This is a genomic window from Abditibacteriota bacterium (assembly GCA_017552965.1).
Lineage (GTDB): Bacteria > Armatimonadota > UBA5829 > UBA5829 > UBA5829 > RGIG7931.
In genome coordinates, this window is the sequence record JAFZNQ010000009.1 from 82,248 (window position 1) to 104,264 (window position 22,017).

Genomic DNA, 22,017 nt, shown 5'->3' on the forward strand with positions numbered 1-22,017 from the left:
TTGTCCACAGCCTGTCCACAGACAAAAATGCCGCCGGCAAGCAGTCCGGCGGCTCTGTTGTTGATTTTCAGCCTGTGATGGGTTCCGAAGCTTTTGCATCCAGATCCAGCCCCGAATCCTCTCCGGCCATATACCTGAACCAGGCGGCAGCGCCCACCATGGCGGCATTGTCCGTGCACAGTATGGGCGGAGGAACGGACACCCTGAAGTTCAGGCGGGCAGCCCTTTCCTTCATGGTCTTTTGGAGATAGCTGTTGGCTGCCACTCCTCCGGCCACCATTATCCGATCCACCCTTTTCATCTTTGCGATATCAAATATACGGTCTGCCAGCGTGTTGACCACGTTGGCCTGCAGGGAGGCTGCCAGGTCATTCACGTTGTAGTCCGGGTTCTTGTCTATGTATCTGATCACAGCGGTCTTCAGACCCGAAAAGGAAAAGTCCAGCGAATCGTCTATCCTGCCCTTGGGAAGTCTCACAGCCTTTGGGTCTCCCTTTGCTGCTGCTTTGTCTATGGCAGGCCCTCCGGGATAGCCCAGTCCCATGGCTCTGGCGGTCTTGTCAAAACACTCTCCTGCCGCATCGTCTCTGGTCCTGGCCATGATCTCGTATTGTCCGTGATCCTTCATGTATATCACGTCGCTGTGTCCGCCGGATACTACCGCGCACACCAGGGGAAAAGTGATATCCTCTCCCGAGAGCCAGTTGGCGTATATGTGCCCTTCCAGATGATGGACCCCTATAAGGGGTATCCCTTTTCCCAGCGCAATGGCTTTTGCCGCCGCGACTCCCACTACCAGAGCGCCTATAAGACCGGGGCGATTGACGCAGGCCACTGCGTCAATATCGTCCAGAGTGAGAGAGGCCTTGTCCAGAGCTTCGGTGACAGTAGGTATCACCAGCTCCAGATGCCGTCTGCTGGCCACCTCCGGCACTACGCCTCCGAAGGCTTTGTGTATGTCTATCTGTGAGGATATTACGTTTGACAGCAGTCTGCAGCCGTCTTCGACTACGGCGGCGCTGGTCTCGTCACAGCTTGTTTCAATGGCTAATATCTTCATGTTTGATCCCGTCGTTTATTCTCAGGAGCATCACCAGCCCGTCCTCTCTGGGATGGGTGTAATAATCCTTTCTTCTGCTGATTATCTCAAAGCCGCAGGACTGATACAGCTTCCTGGCGGCCAGATTTGACTCTCTGACCTCCAAAAACAGCTCCGGCGACTCGTCCTTTCGGGCCTCTTCGATGCAATGCATCAGGAGTATCCGTCCGTAGCCTCTGCCTCTGTATTCGGGCGCAACAGCCAGGTTGGCCAGATCCGAGCTCAGAGGATAATAAAAATAATATCCCGCCGTATGTCCGTCCACCGTGAGGACAAAGGTCCTGATCCCCAGCTCCCTGTCCAGTATGTCGTCCGTGATCATACTGACGGACCAGGGATCGGCAAACGACGCTGTTTCTATATTGCGCACCGCCTCTATATCATCTATCCGGGCTCTGCGTATGGCGTATGACATATCAGCTCCTGGGATGGGTCTCCCTGAACACCTCTTTGATATGTCCCCCCGACAGATGGGTATATACCTCGGTGGTGTTGATGGAAGCGTGCCCCAGCATCTCCTGCAGGGCTCTGATATCCGCCCCTCTTTCGAGCATATGGGTGGCAAAGGAATGACGCAGCATATGGGGAGTGATGTTCTTCCTGATGCCGGCCTCGGCAGCATACTTTTTGACCAGCTTCCAGAACATTTCGCGGGTCATGGGCCTTCCGTATCTGTTGAGAAACACATAATCGCTGGCTGTTTTGCAGAGGACAGGTCTCGAACGGGCCATGTATCCGTCTATACACACCAGAGCCATCTCCCCCACCGGCACTATCCGTTCCTTGGAGCCCTTGCCAAAGATGCGTATGAGGCCGTCCTCTCTGTATATATCGTTGATCTCCACCCTTATCAGCTCGCTGACCCTCATGCCGCAGGCGTACATGAGCTCCAGCATAGCCTTGTCTCTCATTCCCAGCACGTCCGTGACGTCGGGGGCCGACAGCAGGGCCTCTGTCTCGGCCGGAGTAAGGGTCTTGGGCAGCTTGGGGGCTGTGGGCGAGTAGCTCACCTTTTTGGTGAAGTTGCGCTCTGTCTTTTGCTCCAGGGTCAAAAAAGCGGCAAAGCTTTTGATGGCAGCCAGTCTGCGTTTGACAGACATGGGAGACTGAGTCCCGTGCAGGGTCCCCAGATAGGCGATAACGTGATCGTCGGTGATGTCCGAAGGCTCTGTGATATGCTGCTCCTCGAGATATTCGGCAAACCTGCTCAGGTCTGCGCCGTAGGCCTGTATGGTGTTCTCGGACAGTCCTCTCTCGATGGCAAGATACACGAGAAACTCGTCTATAAGCAAATAATTAGTGTTCACTGTTTTTCCTGAATACGTATATCTGAGGATTCACGTAGCACATATCATGAGGACAGCTCATCAGTGTGATATCCTTGCCGCAGGAAAAGGTCTTCTCCAGTTTGTAACGGCTTGAAATGATATCCAGGAGCTCCATGACCCGGTCGTCGCCCTTGTAATCCAGGCGCATGCCGGAGAGGAGCTTTTTGTAGTTCTCGGCCACCCGGGACGGCTCCCACAGCCTGAGAGTATCGTAGAATTCGTAGTCGCTGATCACCACTGTCTCCGGCATATCTTCGGACGACAGCATAGTCAGCATGTCCGCCTTGTCAAACTCTTCTTTTCTCAATGGCAGGGTGCCGTAACCGCACATTTTAGTATATGCGGGAGAATAGAACCAGGGGTAGTCTATGACGCCGATGGTCCCTCTGACGTCTGTCCGGACATATTTGCCGGCGGCATCCTGAGGTGTGACCCGGTCAAACACCCCATAAGCCTGACGGGCAGGCATGATGATGCATATACCGAAGAGCATCACCACGGCATACACAAACAGCTTGTAGGTCCTTTCTTTGGAGCCTTGCCCGAAGAGGCTGCCTAGGGCGTAGCCGACGTAAAGAGCCAGGCAGGGATACAGAGGCAGCATGTAGCGGCTGAAGTTCACCTTGCTCAGACTCATCAGGATATAATAGGGCACCACAAATGCGGCTGTCATCAATATGTATTTATTCTTGCGTACAAGGCCAAGCACAAGCCCTGCGACAGCGATAAAACAGGTGACGGAACCAAAGCCCGTAAATAAATTGAAGCCTATGTTGAATACGAAGGGGCTTCCCAGTCCCTCAAACACGTTGCTGTGTCCGGAGGCAGTGTGAGCCATCTCATACCTTATGGCCTTGCTGACGCCTTCAAAGTTGACGAGGACGCCGGGGGTCGTCAGAAGAAAAGCCGCGGCAGCCGCCAGAGCTGCAAACAGCAGCAGCTTCAGCTTGCGGGCAAGAGAGTCCTCCGAAAGCCAGAGGGCTGCTGCGCAGCACAGAAACACCAGAGCGCAGTTGTATTTGCATCCCGCTGCCAGTCCCGAAGCCGCGCCTGCAAGAACAGCGGCGCCGGCAGAGGGCTTTTTGATAATATATGCGGAAGCAAGGACGGTCAGGGCCACGAACAGGGTCGACGGAGCATCGACCGCCGCAAAATGAGAATGCATCAGGTGCAGAGGGGCAAGAGCCAGAGCCAGGGCGGCTATGACTCCTTCTCTGACGCCAAACTGCTTGGCGCCGGCAAGACACACCACAGGCACTGCAAGAGAGCCCAGAAGAGCAGCAGCATATCTGGCATACAAATACAGATCGGCCAGCTCGTTGCCGCCGAAGGTGATGCCGAACATCATAAAGATGCCGGAGAGATATATGAGGAGCGAAGGGTAATTGTAAAACCCCACGTCCAGGCTGAAGGAACGGGCCGCGTCAAAGGCGGTCTCCACTATGAGAAACTCATCCGGATGGATCGAATACTGCCTCTCGGCGGTGGGCAAGCCGTATCTTATGCCGCCAAACCTGAAAACAAAGGCCAGTATCGTGACCAAAAGAAGAAATACAAGGAGCAATATCCTTGAACGTTTGTCTCTCATACAGTCTATCCTATCAGGGTCTGCCTTTTTCTGTCCATGATGATCTTTCTCAGGAGCTTGTACACCTGCTGGCAGATCTCTTTTTCACTCTTGTGCATCAGCTCGGCGTCGCCGCTTTCGGTACTGAAGATGACCTTCTTTTTGACGGTGACCGAGCTGGGGTTCAGCTTGATATCAAACAGGTCCAGCTCATCGGCCATAATGGTCTGAAAATCATTTACTATCCGGTCGCATCTGGCCTTGTCCTGCTCGGGGTCCCCGGTGGATACTATGAGTATCTCCTCTCCGGTGAGCTTCAAGGAATACACCTGTCTGCCATCGGCTTCCTGAGCCTCGTATTTGACGTCCACCCTACCCAGGACCTTGCTGCGCACTATAGGTATTTCCAGCCTTCTCAGCTTGGCCTTGATATCTATGACTCTTTCGCTGGAGAGAGGATGAGATCTGTATATACCCATATTCACCAGCTCCGGGGTCTGCATGAGCCTTTCCATAGGCGTCAGCATGCCTACCGGATTATAGCCGGCCCTGATCATGAGATCTATGGCAGCCGAGTCAGAGTCGGTCTCTGCCTGCTGAGAATAGCCGTTGATAATGGCTATCTGATAGAGAGAGGATGCCATAGCCAGATTGGCTATGGTCTCTGTGTCGCCCTTGGAGGCCAGAGCTCCCACGGCGATGGCTATGAGAGCCTGCAGCTGGGTCTTGGACTGCTCTTCTATAAGATGCACCAGGTGATGATGAGCGGCATGAATGATCTCGTGAGCTATGATACCTGCCAGCTCGTCATCGGACTGGCAAAAATCGACGATACCCTTGTTGACGTAGATGAAGCCTCCCATCACCGAAAAGGCGTTGATATCTGCCGAATCCACCACCTTGAACTGATAATTGAAGGGAGTCAGATAGTCTGAGCCGTACTGGGCGGGAAAGGCCTGAGTGTTGGCTACCTGGGCCAGCCTGGTGCCAATAGCGGACACTCTGGCTGTCATCTGTTCGTCTTCCACGAACTTGTAGGTCTTGGCTATCTCTTCGGCGTTCTGCTGGCCGAGCTCCACCTCAGGCTGCCCGTATTTGGCAAGCAGCTTGTCTGTTTTGGCCGATGTTTCGCTCTCATCGGTCTGTCCGTATATACCTGCGCCAAGTATAAGGAGCAGGATCAACGAAATGATAGTAGCAGCCTTGATCGTCTTCATTTTACATGGTTTTGAGCAATCTGCAGCAATGGGGCGCCAGAGTGAGACCGTCTGTCACCACATCCTGTTGAGCCCACAGATCTCTGTAACGGCCTGACACGTCAAAATACGCGTCCTTCTCGCCCAGATTAAAAAAGGCCTCAAGGACCCGTCCGTCCGAAAGGGTCTTCCTGTATCGCTTTGTGAATGTATCTCCTTGTATCTCTACAGCCACCGGCTTGGCGGCGCAGGCAATATCCTGATCCACGGCAATGACCTCATTGTTGCACAGGAGCGCTATGAGGAAATCATCGGCTCTGTCCAGCCTGCAGGATATCTGAATGGGAGAGTTGAACACGACTCTCATGGAGTATGCGGTCACCTGTTCATCCTCGGTGAGCTCGCAGGGCGAATCGTCATAATAGCCCACCTCCAGCATATCCAGATCATAAAAATGATATTTGCCTATATAGTCCAGCCATCTGTCGCTGTCCTTGATCACGTTGAGAAATATGGGCCAGCGGCAATCGGCATCTGCCTGACAACGCCAGGAATTGACGTATGTGCGCCAATAGTCCCTGTAGGGAAAATCAGCCCACACGGTCACGCAATAGCCTATGTCCCTGTCGGCCTTGTCCAGAGCCTTTCTCATAATATCGGCGTTGACGGTGTCGGTGGGGCCCCAGTCATATTTCAGATAGTCTATCCCCCACTCCGTCCATTGGCGGACGTTGTTCTCTTCCAGGCGTTCGCAGCCTATGCCGCCCATGGTGTCGGCAAAGCGCAGGTCTCTGGGACCTCTGGTGCAGCCGGGATAATCGGCCCTGGGCGTATCGGCAAAGTTGCCCCAGCTGTGCATCATGGGCGATGAGTATATGCCGCAATGAAAGCCCATGCCGTGGAGCCGGCTGACCATCCCCTGCATGTCGGGAAACCTGTCATTGGGCTGTATGGCGTCAAAGGGCCCGCCGTATGCTCCCTGCCAGGAAGAGTCGATGTTGACGTAGTTATAGCCGCATTCGGATATGCCCAGCTCATCCATGAGAGCAGCGGTCTGCAGGATATCCTGCTCTGTGACCTGATTGCGAAAAGCGTTCCAGCTGGTAAAGCCCATGAGCGGAGTCGCCAGCACGTTGCCCTGCCCTATCTCCAGAGTCATGACCTTTTGGTCTGCGCCCTCAGGGTTATCGGCCCTGATGAGCACGGTGTATGAGCCGGGCTGCTCCGCGCTGCCGCTGATGATCCGCTTGTCGTCAAGACAGAGGCCCGATGGAAGACCCTCGCAGGTCACCGACATCGGCCCGGAGCCGGTGACCGGTATCCTGAAGAGAAAAGGCCTTCCCGGGGAAGCCCCGTATATGGCAGGAGTGTTGATACAGGGCTTGCCCTCAAAGGGCTTGCAGGGCGCGATCAGCGTATTCATGCTTTTTCAATTATAATACTGTCCCGGAGAGAGAAATGTTTCGGCAAGCCGGGTCTCAGCTACGAATGACTCCGATGAGCTCTTCGCTCTTTTCCTTCATAAGGGCGGGAGTCCTGGCTTCCAGATTCAGCCTGATGAGAGGCTCCGTATTGGAAGCCCTTACGTTGAACCACCAGTCGTCAAACTCGGCCGAAAAGCCGTCCAGATGATAGGTAGCCTTAGCCTGAGGGGTATATATCTCCTCCAGCCTTTTCAGCACAGCTCCCGTATCCGCCACCTTGGAATTGATCTCCTTGGTCTTGTGATACCTTCTCAGAGGCGCAGCCAGCTCGCTGAGAGGCTTGCCTGTGGAGAGCATGAGCTTCAGGATATAGAGCAGGGCCAGATCGCCGTTGTCCGTGACGAAAAAGTTGCTGAAATAATAATGGCTGGACAGCTCTCCTGCGAAATAGCCGCCTTCCGCTCTCATCTGGGTCTTGATGGGACCATGGCCGACTCTGCACATCTTTGCTACGCCGCCGGATTCGGTAATGGCGTCCCGCACGGACCAGGAGGACCTCAAGTCATACATGATGGTCTTGCCGGGAGCGTCCTGCAGCATGGAACAGCCGATCAGAGCTGTGATGAAGTCGCCGGGGACCACGTTGCCCTTTTCGTCAACAAAGCCCACTCTGTCCGCATCGCCGTCATAGGCCACGCCCAGATCGCACTTTTTATCCACCACAGTTTCCTTGAGCATGAGGAGAGTGTCCTCGTTCAGGGGATTTGCGGCATGGTTGGGGAAGGAGCCGTCGGGCCGCCAGTAGAGTCTTTCGGGCTCGTTTGCCAGCTTGGACAGCAGCGGGTCCAGAGTGATGCCGCCCATACCGTTGCCGCAGTCAACAGCCAGCCTGAGGCCCTTGATATCATAGAGATCGGCAGTCTTCAATACCAGATCGGCATATCCGTCGGGGAGGTCAACGTCCACGGGCAGCCGGTTTCCATTTTTAGCCGGCTCTCCGTAAGCGGACTCTTCCGCGCAGCGCCACAGCACGTCATTGTCTATGACGCCCACAGCAGGCACGGCGCCTTTGAGGACTATCTTCATGCCGTTGTATTCCTTGGGATTGTGGCTGGCAGTCACCATGATCCCGCCTTCCGCCTCCAGCCTGTTGACAGCATAGTAATACAGGGGAGTCGAGGAAAGACCGATGTCATACACGTCGCAGCCCTGATCAATACAGCCGCTTACCAGAGCCCCGGCCAGCTCTTCACCGGTGAGACGCATATCATGGGCTATCACACAGGTCTTGCACCCGGCAATACTGACAAATGCTCTGGCGATATGATAAGCTGCATTGGCATCAAAATCCTCGGGCACCAGTCCGCGGATATCATAGGCTTTGAAAATAGATCTCTTGATATTGTTCATACCGTTTCTCCGTATTATATTCAGCGTTTATAATGTGATACATAGTCCGTCATGGACTTGCAGTAAAACCTGTATTCCCATTCCCTGCCGCAGGAAATGCCTATCCTGGAGCCAGAAACTATTTCCGGCGGGTCATCTCCCCTGTCATAGACGGATATCAGACCGTCAAAGAGCCTGCGCCCCGAGGCTTCCCGGCCAATCCCAAAGGCCTTTGTCAGATTGGCAGGTCCCCGGGCAAGCAGCTTCTCGTCCCGGACTCCCCTTCTCTGACGCATGAGCTCGACGCCCCCTGTGGGCATAGCGGATCTGATGAGTACAGCCTCTCCCGTTCCGGCGGGAGCAGTGACTATATTCACGCACAGATGCAAGCCGTAAATCTGATACACGTATATGTGACCGGGAGCCAAAAACATATCCCGGTTTCTCTCCGTGAGGCCTCTGAAGGCATGGCAGGCCGGATCTCCGGAGAGATAGGCCTCTGTCTCTGTGATCACTCCGCTGACGCGGCCCTCCGGCGAATGGACCACCAGCAGCTTGCCCAGCAAATAACGGGCAGCGTTCAGAGTGTCGGACAGCTCTCCTATCCTGATACGTTTCATATAGCGTTTCTAGGCCGCCAGTCGGAGGCTACATATAATGTATCCGGTCCTTGTTGCGCTCCAGCAGAGCCTTGTTGTATGCGTCGCCCTCATCCGTGTTGGCGGATATGAACACGGGAGCTTCCACTCCCTCGGCCGCCAGAATATCGCACACGGACACCGTGAGCTGATTGGCAATGGCTATGCCGGTGATACTGCTGACAGGACCTGCCATACCGTCTATCTTCACGCCGGCAGATACCACCGATATTTCCGAGCAGGAATCCCCGTAGGGAGCGCAGTTGTCAATGACTATGTCGCACAGCTCACAGAGCTTTTTGCCGGAAGAGTGCCTGCTCGTCACCCGGCGGGTATAGTCCATGGCTGTGATGCCGATCACCACCAGTCCCATATCCCGGGCCGCCAAAGCCATGTCCAGAGCCACTGCGTTCCTGCCGCTGGTGCTCACTATGATGATCACGTCTCCCTTTTTGGCGGGAGAGCTCTCCATCAACACCCGGCCATAGCCTTCTATGCGTTCAATGCGGCTGGTCATGGTCATGGGTCTTACGTCCAGATTCATACCGTGAGGCACTATGGGGTTGACCAGCATCAGACCGCCGGTGCGGTACACCATTTCCATGGTCACGATAAAGGAATGGCTGGCACCGAAGGAAAATATCTGCCTGCCGTCCCTGATGGCGTCGGCCATAGCCTGCGCCGCAGACTGTATGTTGTCGGACTGTGTCCGGTCCAGCTTGTCCAGATAACGGGAGACCTCTTGGATATAACGCATTCTAATACCCCGTCTCGTTGAAGCGCTTGATACAGGCGTCGTAAAAGTCCTTGCCGTCCTTGCCGTTGATGGATTTGAACATGGTGGGCTTTACTCCCTCCTGATTCAGCTTTTCCACCGCGCTCCCTATGATAAGCCAGCTGCCGATTAGAGCGGACATGCCCGATATAGGGATGATATTGTAGTCATACCAGGGGGTCTTGACGCAGGCATCTCCGTAAGGGGTACCCAGATCTATGACTGCGTGGCATACGTCGCACAGCCTTTTGCCGGAGGGGTGCAGGCTCTGTACCTCCGCGGTGTAAGTGAGGGACGTAAAGCCTATGACCACTATCCCCTTTTCAGCCGCGGCAAGAGCTACTTCCACCGGGACGGAGTTCCGTCCGGACACGGAGCCCAGCATCAGGATATCTCCGGCTCTCATGTTGGACAGCTCTACGGCAGCCCTGACCTTCTTCAGCTCATTGTCGGGAGAAGCGGCCTTGCGGACTTCGGGCTCGGAAGAGTCTATGCTGACGCCGAATTCGAAGTTGCGTATAAAGGCGGGACCGCCGGCTCTGTTGATCAGGTCCTTTTCGTTGTAGTGGCCTATCTTGTACAGATACACCAGACCGCCGTTCTTCACAGACTTTGCGATAAGAGCCGCGGCGTTGTCTATGACGTCCTTTTGTTTTTGTTCATAAAAATTGGTGATAGCCCGGACGTTGTCCAGTATGTCGTAAAATATCATGTATTGTCCTCTGTATTTATCTCGGCCCTCTTGCCGAATTTGTTTTCAGTTCCGTTTTTGAGCCGCCGGAAATTGGGTATATGCTTCAGCACTATAGCCACAAACAATAGGCCCACCACCAGCTTGTATGCAAGAGGCATGGGCGGCGACTGCCACAGAAGAGTCATGACAAACACGCCGAAGGTGGCGATACAGGACCCCACCGACACGTATCTGCATATGATCAGCACCAGCACAAAGATGGCAAGCCCCAGCAGCGCTATGATGTAATTGTAGCCGAATATGACGCCCAGACTGGTAGCCACTCCCTTGCCGCCTCTGAATTTCAGGAAAAAGGAAAACGAATGGCTGAGCACAGCCACTGCGCCGGCCAGTATCACCAGCCAGGGAGACAGCCCGGCCCTTGACGCCAGAAACACAGGGACAAAGCCCTTGGAGACGTCCAGCAAAAAAGATACGGAGCCCCACACGGGTCCCAATATGCGCAGGACGTTGGTGGCGCCGATGTTGCCGGAGCCGTAGTTCCTGATATCTATGTTTTTGACCAGCTTGCCTATAATGAACCCAAAGGGGATCGCGCCGAATACAAAAGCAAAGAGCATCACTCCCGCAATGGTCATGTCATCTGCCTCCTCTTTCCTTTTTGGCCTGCCTGAACACCAGTACAAGAGGCGTGCCTTCGTATGAATACACCTTGCGGATGCAGTTCTCCAGGTATCTCTTGTAGGAAAAGTGCACCAGCTTGGTATCGTTGACATTGACGACTATCCTGGGAGGCTTTACCTCTACCATGGAAGCGTATTTGATCTTCAGCTCCCTGCCCTTTCTGGAAAAGGGATGAGCGTCCACGGCGTTCTGGAGGATCCTGTTGAGCTCGCCGGTGGAGATGCGCATGGAATGATATGCGCATATGTCTATGGCTGTATCCACGGCGGCGGGCACGCCCTTGCCAGTGAGGGCAGAGGTGAACACTATGGGCGCATAGCTCATAAAGGGCAGCTGAGCTCTGACACTGTCGGCATACTCCTTGATGGCTTCGTCCGTGACCAGATCCCATTTGTTGACCACTATCATGCAGGCCCTGCCGGAATCATGAGCAAAGCCGGCCACCCTCTTGTCGCCGTCCCTGAGTCCCTCGTTGCCGTCTATGACTATCATGGTCACGTCCGACCGCTCCATGGCTCTGATGGCCCTGAGCACCGTGTAGTACTCGATGCTTCCCTGTATCTTGCCCGCTTTTCTGATGCCGGCGGTATCCACCAGGGACACCTTTTTGCCCTTGTGTTCAAAAAGGCTGTCGATAGCGTCTCTGGTAGTGCCGGCCACGTCCGAGACGATCACTCTGTCCCGGCCCAGGATAGCGTTGACCATGGAGGACTTGCCTACGTTGGGCCTGCCTACCACGGCTATCTTGACTATATCCTCTTCTTCTCCGTCGGTCTCCCTGTCGGGCATGGCTGCCACGATCTGATCCAGCAGATCTGCCACGCACCTTCCGTTCAGGGCGGATATGGGCACCAGAGTCTCGAAGCCCAGCTCATAAAACTCTGCGCTGTCCCAGGATCTGTTGTCATTGTCGGCCTTGTTGGCCGCCACGATGACCGGCTTGCCGCAGCCTCTGAGCTTCTTGGCTACCTCGTAATCCAGAGGCGAAGAGCCGCAGGAGGAGTCCACCACGAATACCAGCACGTCGGCTTCTTCCAGAGCGGCGGCAGCCTGCTGGGTCACGGACTTGTGGATGGGATCTTCGTCATTGAAGACTATCCCGCCCGTATCCACTATGACAAACTCTCTGCCGTTCCAGTCTGCCTCGGCATAGATGCGGTCCCGGGTAACGCCTATCTGATCTTCGATGATGGACAGACGGTAGCCTATGATCCTGTTGAACAGAGTCGACTTGCCTACGTTGGGCCTGCCGACTATGGCCACTAAAGGTTTGTCCATTTATTCTGCGACCAGATCCTTGGGGTCCACCAGTATGGTGTAGTCTATCTTGTACTGCTTCTGTTCGCCGGTCATGTTTCTCTTGGCTTCCTCGGACAGAGAGTTGAGCCATCTCTCCCTTTCCAGCTTTTCCAGCTCCTGGTGACGCTTCTGGAAATCGGGTCTGAGGCTGTCAAGATCCACGTTGACGCACACGCTGCCGTCCCGGTTGATCTTCATCACAGTGCCCCTGAGACCGCCGAAATACTCAAAATACAGCTGATTATCTATATCTTCATCAGTCACAGGTCTTTTTACGATACTGACTCTGTCGCCTGATCTCACGCTCATCATACACCTCTTACTTGGTAAAATACTCATATATATTATATCACATCAGAGGCCCAAAAACCAAACTCCCCCACGCATGCAGCAGAGTCTCGGACGTCATAGCCCCGGGGCAAAAAAAAGCAGAGAGCGCCACGTCTCTCTGCCTGAAGGCGACAGCCTATTTGTGAGTGAAGTAATATATGACTCCGATGATGATAAGGCCGATGACGATGGCCAGAGCCACCTTCCAGGGCGATACGGGAGCCTTGCCGCTCACTTTGCCTGTCTGTCCGTTGACCGTGAACTGGTATATCTTGCCTTCATACTTGAAGCTGGACATCCAGACCGGCAGGAGCAGATACTTGTAAGTGATATGCGAATACTCCGTTTCGATATTCAGGTTCCTGACCTGATTGGTGGAGTATTTCCTGCGGATCTTTTCGGTAATGCCGTTGCGGATCTTTTCCTTGATGGTGGTCTTGGCTTTTTGCCATGCATCCTTAATGCCCACGGAATAGCGTTCGCAGGCAAAGCCGGATATATATTTTGGCTCATAGGCCACGTTGTTTTCGGTATTGAAGGGCTCTATACCGGAGAGTATGCCCGCGTCATACTTGTTGGTGCCTATGACCAGCTCGTCGTCTATGTCCATCTGGAAAGTGCCTCTGGTCTTATGCCAGGTGGTCTCCTTGTTGCCGTCCTTGTCCTGTTCTTCCTCTCCGTATTCGGCCGTGTAGTCCGAATCGGTCTGGGTATCAAAGGTCCAGTAAGGCAGGTATATTCCTTTGAACTGGCGGGCGTGGGCGCCGGACTTGCAGGCGTTGGGACAGAAAAGCAGAGAACCGATCCACTTTCTGAAGTTTTCATCGGCAGTCTTCTGGTCCAGTTTGAAGGGCACTATACCCCCGGGAGCAATGGAAGTCTGATCAGACGCTTCCATGATCTGATTGGAGCCGCAGTAAGGGCACTCTCCGGCTATCTGCATAGCGTCATATATCATTTCGCCGCCGCAGGACTTGCACACCACGGTTTTTGTGGCTACACCCCAGTCGCAATTGGCAGTATGCTCCGCATCATCAAAGTCTTGCTCCTCCGCTCTTTTGGGCTTGTGGTCTCCGTCATTATCAGGCGCAGCTATATCCTCTTTGTAGTCGCAATACGGACATTTCATGCCGCCACTGGAAGGATCATAATCCATTACCCCTCCGCACTGCGGGCATTTTTTATCGGTGCTTTCGTTGGTGGATACTACATTTGAATCAAATTCGTCAGCCATAGCTCGCTCCTACTTGATATCGTTATCGTCAAATACATCCCCGCACTCGGGGCAGAACTTGGGAGGATTTGAAGTATCTTTGGGTTCCCAGCCGCATTTGTCACACTTGTAAACGGGAGCGCCCTTTGGCTTGGGAGCGCCGCAATCTGCGCAGAATTTTCCCTTGTTGACAGCTCCGCAAGCGCAGGTCCAGCCCACCTGCTCCTCGGGCTTGGGTTTGCCGCAGTTGGCGCAGAACTTACCCGTATTCTCGGTGCCGCAGCTGCACTTCCAGCTGCCGGCGGGAGCAGGCTTGGGCTTTCCGCAGGAAGCGCAGAACTTGCCCGTATTGGAGGTACCGCATTCGCAGGTCCAGGCAGGGGCCTGCATGCCGCCGGCGTTCTGCTGCATCTGATTTTGCTGCTGTTGCTGCTGAAGCTGCATCTGCATCTGCTGCATCTGCATTTGCATTTCGTTTACCTGAGCGTTGGCAGAAGCCTGATTAGTCATATTCATGCCGGCAAAAGCCATAAACGCTCCGCCCTGACCTTCGTTTCTGGCTGCATCCTGCATAGCGGAAGCAGTGGCTACGCCGTGAAGACCCGCTCTCAGACTGGGGTCCGCATTGGCTCTGGCTCTCTGGAGCTGCTTGAGCTCTGCTTCATCCTCTTCGGTGGCTCTCAGGGAATTGATACCCATGGATACGATAGTGATGCCTCTGAGCTTGGACCACTTTTCAGACAGCAGATTGTTGAGTATATCCGCCAGCTCCATGGCGTGGAGAGGGATGTCCGTATAGTCCATGCCCTTCGAAGCAAACTGGCCAAAGGCGGGCATCAGCCCCGCGATGAGCTCGGATCTGAGCTGACTGTCTATATTGCTTCTGCGATACTCGTCTTCCACGTTGCCGCAGACGTTGGTGTAGAACAGAATGGGATCCACGATCCTGTAGGAGTATTCCCCGTTGCATTTGAGACTCATAGCCAGCTTTATGCCCACGTATTCGTCCACGAACTTGTAGGTGATGGGGTTCACGGTGCCGTATTTGTTGCCCATGATCTCCTTGGTGTTGAAATAATAGACCCTCTGATCGTTGCCGGGGCTGCCGCCGAAGGTAAAACGCTTGCCGATGTTCTTGAAGGTCTCCTTGATGCTGGTCCCCAGATCTCCCGTGAAAATACTGGGCTCAGAAGACGTGTCATATACGAAGGTGCCGGGTTCGGCGCAGACCTCGACTATCTTGCCCTGCTCGACTATGATCATACACTGTCCGTCGGCTACGGCGATGGCAGAGCCGTTGGAGATGATGTTGTTTTCGCCGTGCCTGTTGGTAGAGCGGCCGCTGATACGCTTCTGGCCCTTTTGGACCAGAACGTCGGCCTCCATGGCTTCACAGTAAAAGTATTCTTTCCACTGATCGGAAAGAACGCCGCCTGCCGCGCCTACGATAGCTTTGATTAATCCCATTTTGTTCTCCTCAAATTTGGTATGTGATAGATTGTATATGTACTGTTTTTCGTTTAGCCTGCTGCTTCAAACTTTCTGTATTTGATCTCCTTGGGCAGGTCGATGGTGCCGTCCTTGCCGTTGAATACAGGCCTGAATTTGAAGGTCTTCTTGTCCGCTGTGATCACCTTTATCTCCATGTCGGCCACAGTCTCTCCTTTGCCGGCAAAGAGGATGATGGGCTTGCCGGAAAAGCTCTTGATGAGCGCTCCCGTCTGTCCCTTGTCGTTCACCTGATATATCTCCACTTTGGTATCCCTGTATCTGGGGATCAGGGTGAAGGTCCAGTCTCCCTTCAGCAAAGTCTCAAAGGGGCCGGTGAATTCCTCTCTGGCTATCTGCTCAAAATAAGAAGGCAGCTTGTCCTTGTCCGGCCAGTAATAATCGCCGGCAGGGCCGTAGTCGGTGAGCACCGCAGCGGTAGCCGGATCATACTCCACGTAGGACGACACATTGATATAGTCGGGACAGGTGTTGCGATATCTCTCGGGGACATCGCCGGGCTCACCCAGCATGAGCAGCTTGCCGTCCTTGCTGTCGGCCTCAATATAAAAGTCCAGCATGCTCGCGTAGGTGTTTCTGTTGGCGCCGGTCTCCCTGAAGGGGCATTCCACAGTCATCCAGTCCTCGCCCAAAAAGTTGATGCGGGCGTTCTTGATGTCCCAGACCACCTTTGCGTCCCTTGAGGGCTTGTCAAAGGCCCGGTTCTTCTCGGGGATGAACTCTTCCAGGAATTTCACCAGATCCTTGGGGCGTCTGGCAGGGTCCATGCTGCCCACGGTGGGACTGGAGGCGAGCTTCCAGGCGCCGTCCTCCCATTCTATGTCCATAAAGCTGTCGCTGTAGGGGTCCATGGGCACGTCTTCGTTGTCGGCATTGACGTTGGGATTGAAGGTCCTCATCTTCAGGACTGCCTTGCCCTTGGACTGCTCCGCTATCTCCAGAGTATCCACGTCCCAGCTCATAAACTTTATGTCCTGATTCTCGTAGGTGTTGATACGGGAATACAGGCCGCCCTCATAATCCTTGTACTGGGGATAAACGTTGAGGGCGTAGTCCGCGAACACGCTGCTGGCAGCCCTTTTGGTCATGATCTTTTCCACAGCCTTTTTCAGGTCTGCCACGGACTTGTATTTGTCGCTCTTAACAGGCAAAAAGGGGAAAGGCGATGCGGCGGCATAGTTTTCCCCGTCAACGCATTCCAGACCAAAGTAGAAAATGTCTATTATTTCCCTGGATGCCTTTATGAGCGAAGCGGCTTCCTTTTTTGCCTGCTCCACAGTGAGTGACTCAGGCGCTTCCGCAGCCATAGCCAGCATGCTGCATAAACAAAGAAATACAACGAGTGCCGTGTTCTTCATAACGATGCTCCTTTTGATTATTTATCCCTTTTAGGATGGTTTCCGGTAATGCCCCGGGCAAATTTCTTGGTACAGGACCATATGGTCGTCAGGACCCCCAGGTCCTTGGCTCTCACTATCCTGGCTTCGCGGATCTTGGCCAGAAAATCTCCGGGCCCCGTAAAATCATCTATCTCCATTATAGCAGATCCGATGGCTTTTACATAATGGGCGTCCGAGCCTATCACGCCTGTCTTGCTGATGCTTTTGGCATACCACAAGGCCTTTTTGTTGCTGCGCCGGAGCAGCATCTTGGAGTTGAATATCTCTACCATGTCCACTCTGCGGCTGATCTTGGCCAGAGTTGCAGGCCTCAGATGAAAAGGTCTGATGATGTCAAAGGGGTGCGGCAAGAGCACCAGACCGTCCTGCTCCTTGATCCTGTCTATGGTCTCCTCTATGGAGAGCATGGGCTCTATGCGCCGGGACAAAAACAGTCCGATGATCTCCCCCTGTCTCGTCTTGATCTCTTCGCCTATGATCACAATGAGATCCCTCGCCAGCTCCCTGAGACGCAGGGCGCCGGCGATCTCGTTGTGGTCGCATATAGCGATAGCGCCGATATCGTGCTCCTTGCAGTAGTCGTATATGTCCTGCAAGGGGCTCTCGGAGCAGGGCGAATAATCGCTGTGAACGTGGAGAGCCAGTCTCATAGAGAGCAGTCCTTTCGAAAACAGTCTCCCGGCAGACATACGCAAGGAGAGCCCGGCGCCGCAGAGGCTGTCATATCCTTAAACAGATCCTTCATATAAATATTGCTCCCGAAGGGTATATGTCGAGCCCTTCGAAGATTGAATCTACACTTTGATTATAGCACATCTGGATGTCAATAGATACAGACAATGGGCTTGTCATTCAAAACGCAGCTCCAGGGTCATCCCGTCGGAGCCGGCCACAGTGGACGAAAAGACACCTCGGGCATTGTCCAGGTATTCTGCCGGCTCCCTGATCATCTGGGAAAAATGAGTCAGACACAGCTTCCCGACCCCGGCGGCAAGAGCTGTCTCGGCAGCGTCGGCAAAGGTCATGTGGCCCCGTTCCCCCGCGATGTCCTTTTGGTCGTTGCTGCCATAGGTGGCGTCGCATATGAGCAGATCGGCTCCGGCCGAGTGGGTCTCCAGGGCCCTGCAGCGAGCCGTATCGCCGGAATACACCACCCTGATGCCCCTGCGGGGTCCGCCCAGCACGTCATCGGGAGTGACGGTCCTGCCGTTTATGCGCACCGAAGAGCCCTGCTGCAGCAGCTTTCTTGCGGTGACCGGGACCCCCAGCCTGTCTGCTGCCTCCGGCGAGAGCCTTCTCTGCCGTCTGAGCTCAAACACATAGCCGCAGGAGCAGCATCCGTGTCTGGTGCCAAAGGAGGAGAGAAAAGCCTGACGGGGCCAGCGCTCGTCAAGCGCCGACAGAGAGACGGGCTCCGAGACGTCGCACTGCAGTATGTCAAAATCGGTGATACCTGCAGCCTTGATGAGCGGAGCGGCGTATTTTCTGAAGCCGGCAGGTCCGGTCACCCGGAGAGGCTCGGTCCTGCCCATGGCGCTCATGGTCTGGAGCAATCCGGGCAATCCAAATATATGGTCTCCGTGATAATGGGTCAGGGCGATGACGTCTATCTTCAGGGGGCTGACTCCCGACCTCATGGCGGCAGTCTGCGTCCCCTCTCCGCAGTCAAATAGGATGTGCACCCCTTCCGATGCGAGGACGGCAGAGCTGAGGGCTCTTTTGGGCGCAGGCATCTGAGCGCCTGTCCCTAAAAGCGTGACCCGGACCATGACCTGCTACCTGCGCTTCGAAGCGGGCTTCTCCAGAAGCTGCAGCATTTCTCTGTGGAGCCTGATATAGGTATCGTCGTCCGTCAGATAGCCCTTTCTGTCGACCACACTCTTTTTGAGCTTAAGCACCTCGAAGGGGTCGGCCTTGTATTTGTCTTCCAGCATAGTGAGCAGGTCAAATTCCTCCACTCCGTCGCGATAGTTGTCCAGACGCAGCGAAGGATATGGCAAGCTACTCCTGTCCTTTGAGGGATAAAACAGAGAGCCGTCTCCGTTGCCATAGGGAAAGGTCTCTGTGGTTTCCCAGGGGTCCACCACCCAGAAATCGGTCCCCCAATAGAGATATCCCTGAGCCTTGTATTTTTTCAGCCACCATCCCAGAGCCCTGTGGCTGGTGCCGTAATTGTCGATCTTCCAGTTGTCGGGATATTCGAACACTCTGTTGGATATACAGGTATAGGCCCAGTATTCTCCCTTGTTCTCTCTCACCTTGTCTCCTATCTCCGGCACGAACACGCCTATGTCGGCCACTATCACGTCGGCATGACCTATAAAGGGCTCCTGTTCATGATAATTGTAGGTGTGTATGATGCGGAGACCCGGTCCCTCTCTGTGTACCCATTCGCACAGCTTGATGATCTGGTCCTGCTTGTCGGGGCTGGGCTCGTCGTATATATACAGATAAAATCTGTCCAGCCAGCCCCTCTCTTTCAGATGAGAAGCGAGCAGCCCCAGACGGGTCCTGAGATAATCCTTGTCTCCGATAGCGTCGATAGAATCGGCCCACCCCGTAAAGTAGCCGCAAAACTGAGTCATCCCCAGCCTGAACCAATAGTCCACGTCCGCGTCAAACCGTCTCCAGTCCGCCACGGTCCGCCCCTTGCTGTCTGTGGAAAACACACTGCCAAAATCCAGCATGCCTTCGGAATTGTGCTGCTGGCAGCATATCCTGTACTTCAGATGCAGCTTGGTAAAGGCCTTGAAATGCTCGTCGGTCCATTGGTCGTAATAGGCGCTGTTGTTGGCCATGTTTCTGGTGACGAAGATCTGCCGGAGATAGCTCTGAGGCAGCAGTGTGACGTCATATACCCTCAGGGACACCTGGAGTCTGGTGGGCTTTTCATCCTGCGGAGATACGGTAATGGAGCCCTTGTAATCTCCGGGCTCCGCATCTCTGGGGACCGAGACCGTAAACAGACAGGTGACGTTCTTGTCTTTGGCCACGTCAAAGGGCTCGTTGGGCAGGATGGGGTCCGGATAAAAGCCGGGGGTCTCAAAGCCTCCCGAGCCGGGAGTGGGATTCTTTACCTCTACGTATCCCAGAGGATGTATCTCCGGATAGATGTAGCGGCCCTGTTTGTCCCTCAGGGGCTCAAAATCCAGCCTGACTCCCGAAAGGTCCCGGGTATTGGCGGTCACCAGCAGAGAGACGCTTTCGCTCTCGCCTCTGGCCGCGTCCATTCTGATGATCGCGCTCTTTTTTGTCTTTGGCGCCTGATCGTTCCGCAGCTTCAGGGTAGAGGGCATGGTGTACACGCTGTAAGCTTCTTTATGGGAGGCAGAAAAATAGCTGATGCCGTCTTCGATGGCCCGGGGAACGTACTGCATGTTCCTGACAGCATTTTCTTTTTCGGGAGAAGCAGGCCCCGTAAGTACAGTATAGAGCTCTTCCAGCCGGGCCTGCCCTGCGGCGCACCATTCACCCTTTTTGCCTCTGATCTTTTTCAGAGCCTCCTCACACTCCCGGGTCATGGTCCGGGATGCCAGCGTAAGGGTCAGGTCGTCTATGGCGTCGGCGAGACAGATGTGACTAATCCACAGCTCGCGGGCATCCTCAGGCTCCTTGTAATATACGTCCAGCAGACACACCTGTGTGATGTCTATGGAGGTGATAAGGCTTGTCTCTATGACGCACAGGGTATAATCGTGAGGCTTCAGCGGCACCTGATAATTGGCTCTTTTTCCGCTGGTGTCATCGATACGCAGCAGCGCAAAGGTCACGTCGGAGGGGTTGTACACCAGAGCGTAAAGATACTTGAAGGCGGAAAAGTCCGTCTGGTCAAAATATCCGTCTCCCAGCGTGGTGATCAGACTGGGGTATCTATCTTCACCTTCCCTGAACATGGGATAGGTCACCTTGACAAAGCTCATGCCGTCCCGTTCTTCCATAGAACCCGTTGCGCCGTAGCCGGAGGGATTGGTGGCCAGGACGGACAGATTGTGGACGTCAAAGCAGTACGCGACAGGACATATGATCAATAATAAGGCGATAAACAGAATGGGTCTCATAAGTATTTCCGTACCTAGACCTGCTCGGACGAGCAGATCACATCTCCTTTGCTATCCTTATGGCCGCTTCCGCTGGCGAAGCAGCCCTGGTGATAGGTCTGCCGATCACCAGATAGTCGGCTCCCGCCTTTATGGCGTCAGCGGGGGTCATGACTCTCTTCTGGTCGCCCGTTTCGCTGCCGGCAGGCCTCACTCCGGGAGTGACGATGAGAAAGTCATTTCCGCAGGCCTTGCGGATGTGGGTGATCTCCATGGGCGACGCGACAACGCCGTCCAGTCCCGCTTCCCGGGCCAGCAGCGCCAGCCGGACCACAGCCTCCGCCGGCTCCCCTTCCATACCCAGCTCGCTGTTGAGAATGGCCTTGTCTATGCTGGTCAGGATAGTGACTGCTATGACCAGAGGACGAGGAATGCCCAGCCGGTCCGCCTCTTCATAAGCGGCCTTTTTGGCCGCTTCCATCATGATCCTGCCGCCGAGAGCGTGCACGTTGAACATCCACACGTTCCGGGCTGCGGCGCCGCGGGAAGCGCCGGCGACCGTGTTGGGGATATCCAGGAACTTGCAATCATAAAATATCTTGTCCGCGCCTGCCTCTTTGACCGCGTCAAAGATACCGAAGCCGCAATTGTTGAGGACCTCCAGTCCTATCTTAAAGGCTCCCACGTGGTCTTTGAGCTCGGTGACAAGCCTTACGGCCTGCTCGGTGGTATTGACGTCAAGGGGTATGATGATCTTGTTTTTCATAAGAGCTCCGTTTTGCTGTATTCATAACACAAATGACTGATGGGACACACCTCGCACTTCGGCTTTCTGGCAGAGCATACCGCTCTGCCGTGAAACACCAGCACGTGGTTGAAGGCGGTGTAGTATTTCTCCGGCAGTATGTCCCTCAGGTCAAATTCTATCTTATCAGGCTGGGTGTTTTTGGTGAGACCCAGCTTGCCGGTGATCCTCTTTACGTGAGTGTCCACTACCACCGAGGGTATGCCAAAGCAGTCTCCCAGCACCAGATTGGCCGTTTTTCTCCCTATGCCCGACAGCGAAAGCAGATCCTCCATATTGTCCGGGACGGACCCTCCGTGATCGGCCAATATTCCCTGAGCGCACTCAATGATATGCCTGGCCTTGTTCCTGTAAAAGCCGGTGGACCGGACCAGCTCGCAGAGCTCCTCAAAATCCGCCTCCGCAAAAGCTCGCACGTCCGGATACCTGTCAAACAGGGCCGGAGTGACCATGTTCACTCTCTCATCGGTGCACTGGGCAGCAAGAATGGTGGCTACCACCAGCTGAAAAGGGTCCCTGAAGTCCAGAGAACAGCATGCATCGGGATAGACGTCCAGCAGGATGCGTACTATCTCCCCCGCCCTTTCGGACTTTTGCTCCTTGGTTTCGTGCGCAAAGTCGTACATACCT

General features: G+C 54.5%; 21 protein-coding genes. All 21 read right to left on the reverse strand.

Features of this window, described 5'->3' with window-relative positions; genetic code table 11:
* Positions 1 to 67: 67 nt before the first annotated feature.
* A complete protein-coding gene (gene tsaD, locus IK083_01345) occupies positions 68 to 1,060 on the reverse strand; it encodes a tRNA (adenosine(37)-N6)-threonylcarbamoyltransferase complex transferase subunit TsaD (GenBank protein MBR4748203.1) in 993 nt (330 codons plus the stop codon).
* Positions 1,041 to 1,514 (reverse strand): ribosomal protein S18-alanine N-acetyltransferase, encoded by a 474-nt coding sequence (gene rimI / locus IK083_01350; GenBank protein ID MBR4748204.1) that lies wholly within the window; start codon positions 1,512 to 1,514, stop codon positions 1,041 to 1,043. The genes tsaD and rimI overlap by 20 nt, the downstream gene beginning before the upstream one ends.
* 1 nt (position 1,515) lies before the next feature.
* Positions 1,516 to 2,406 (reverse strand): site-specific tyrosine recombinase XerD, encoded by an 891-nt coding sequence (gene xerD / locus IK083_01355; protein ID MBR4748205.1) that lies wholly within the window; start codon positions 2,404 to 2,406, stop codon positions 1,516 to 1,518.
* Positions 2,396 to 4,015: a glycosyltransferase family 39 protein gene (locus IK083_01360; protein ID MBR4748206.1), complete on the reverse strand. Its 1,620-nt coding sequence runs from the start codon at positions 4,013 to 4,015 to the stop codon at positions 2,396 to 2,398. Before IK083_01360 ends, xerD begins: the two co-directional genes overlap by 11 nt.
* Before the next feature lie 5 nt (positions 4,016 to 4,020).
* A complete protein-coding gene (locus tag IK083_01365; GenBank protein MBR4748207.1) occupies positions 4,021 to 5,211 on the reverse strand; it encodes a M48 family metalloprotease in 1,191 nt (396 codons plus the stop codon).
* 1 nt (position 5,212) lies between these two features.
* Positions 5,213 to 6,613: a hypothetical protein gene (locus IK083_01370; GenBank protein MBR4748208.1), complete on the reverse strand. Its 1,401-nt coding sequence runs from the start codon at positions 6,611 to 6,613 to the stop codon at positions 5,213 to 5,215.
* Positions 6,614 to 6,668: 55 nt separating this feature from the next.
* Complete coding sequence (locus tag IK083_01375; protein ID MBR4748209.1) at positions 6,669 to 8,024, reverse strand: phosphomannomutase/phosphoglucomutase; 1,356 nt, start codon at positions 8,022 to 8,024, stop codon at positions 6,669 to 6,671.
* A 20-nt stretch (positions 8,025 to 8,044) separates the two neighbouring features.
* Positions 8,045 to 8,623, reverse strand: coding sequence for a DNA-3-methyladenine glycosylase (locus tag IK083_01380; protein ID MBR4748210.1), 579 nt, complete (start codon positions 8,621 to 8,623; stop codon positions 8,045 to 8,047).
* A 28-nt stretch (positions 8,624 to 8,651) separates the two neighbouring features.
* Positions 8,652 to 9,398: an SIS domain-containing protein gene (locus IK083_01385; GenBank protein ID MBR4748211.1), complete on the reverse strand. Its 747-nt coding sequence runs from the start codon at positions 9,396 to 9,398 to the stop codon at positions 8,652 to 8,654.
* A gap of 1 nt (position 9,399) precedes the next feature.
* Positions 9,400 to 10,128: a sugar isomerase domain-containing protein gene (locus tag IK083_01390; protein ID MBR4748212.1), complete on the reverse strand. Its 729-nt coding sequence runs from the start codon at positions 10,126 to 10,128 to the stop codon at positions 9,400 to 9,402.
* Complete coding sequence (gene plsY, locus IK083_01395; GenBank protein MBR4748213.1) at positions 10,125 to 10,748, reverse strand: glycerol-3-phosphate 1-O-acyltransferase PlsY; 624 nt, start codon at positions 10,746 to 10,748, stop codon at positions 10,125 to 10,127. The genes IK083_01390 and plsY overlap by 4 nt, the downstream gene beginning before the upstream one ends.
* Position 10,749: 1 nt before the next feature.
* Positions 10,750 to 12,072 carry a ribosome biogenesis GTPase Der gene (gene der / locus IK083_01400; GenBank protein ID MBR4748214.1) on the reverse strand — a complete coding sequence of 441 codons (1,323 nt, stop codon included), beginning with the start codon at positions 12,070 to 12,072 and terminating at the stop codon, positions 10,750 to 10,752.
* Positions 12,073 to 12,402: a hypothetical protein gene (locus IK083_01405; protein ID MBR4748215.1), complete on the reverse strand. Its 330-nt coding sequence runs from the start codon at positions 12,400 to 12,402 to the stop codon at positions 12,073 to 12,075. It abuts the gene before it with no gap.
* Positions 12,403 to 12,559: 157 nt separating this feature from the next.
* Positions 12,560 to 13,657, reverse strand: coding sequence for a hypothetical protein (locus IK083_01410; GenBank protein MBR4748216.1), 1,098 nt, complete (start codon positions 13,655 to 13,657; stop codon positions 12,560 to 12,562).
* A 9-nt stretch (positions 13,658 to 13,666) separates the two neighbouring features.
* Positions 13,667 to 15,103, reverse strand: coding sequence for an SPFH domain-containing protein (locus IK083_01415; protein ID MBR4748217.1), 1,437 nt, complete (start codon positions 15,101 to 15,103; stop codon positions 13,667 to 13,669).
* 53 nt (positions 15,104 to 15,156) lie between these two features.
* Complete coding sequence (locus IK083_01420) at positions 15,157 to 16,503, reverse strand: hypothetical protein (protein MBR4748218.1); 1,347 nt, start codon at positions 16,501 to 16,503, stop codon at positions 15,157 to 15,159.
* Between the two features lie 17 nt (positions 16,504 to 16,520).
* On the reverse strand, positions 16,521 to 17,195 hold the full coding sequence (locus IK083_01425) for a PHP domain-containing protein (GenBank protein MBR4748219.1): 675 nt from the start codon (positions 17,193 to 17,195) through the stop codon (positions 16,521 to 16,523).
* A gap of 198 nt (positions 17,196 to 17,393) precedes the next feature.
* On the reverse strand, positions 17,394 to 18,278 hold the full coding sequence (locus tag IK083_01430; protein ID MBR4748220.1) for a ribonuclease Z: 885 nt from the start codon (positions 18,276 to 18,278) through the stop codon (positions 17,394 to 17,396).
* A gap of 42 nt (positions 18,279 to 18,320) precedes the next feature.
* Complete coding sequence (locus IK083_01435) at positions 18,321 to 20,603, reverse strand: DUF4091 domain-containing protein (protein MBR4748221.1); 2,283 nt, start codon at positions 20,601 to 20,603, stop codon at positions 18,321 to 18,323.
* A gap of 37 nt (positions 20,604 to 20,640) precedes the next feature.
* Positions 20,641 to 21,348 (reverse strand): orotidine-5'-phosphate decarboxylase, encoded by a 708-nt coding sequence (gene pyrF / locus IK083_01440; GenBank protein ID MBR4748222.1) that lies wholly within the window; start codon positions 21,346 to 21,348, stop codon positions 20,641 to 20,643.
* Entirely contained in the window at positions 21,345 to 22,013 is a 669-nt protein-coding gene (gene nth, locus IK083_01445; GenBank protein MBR4748223.1) for an endonuclease III, read from the reverse strand. Before nth ends, pyrF begins: the two co-directional genes overlap by 4 nt.
* Positions 22,014 to 22,017 lie beyond the last annotated feature (4 nt).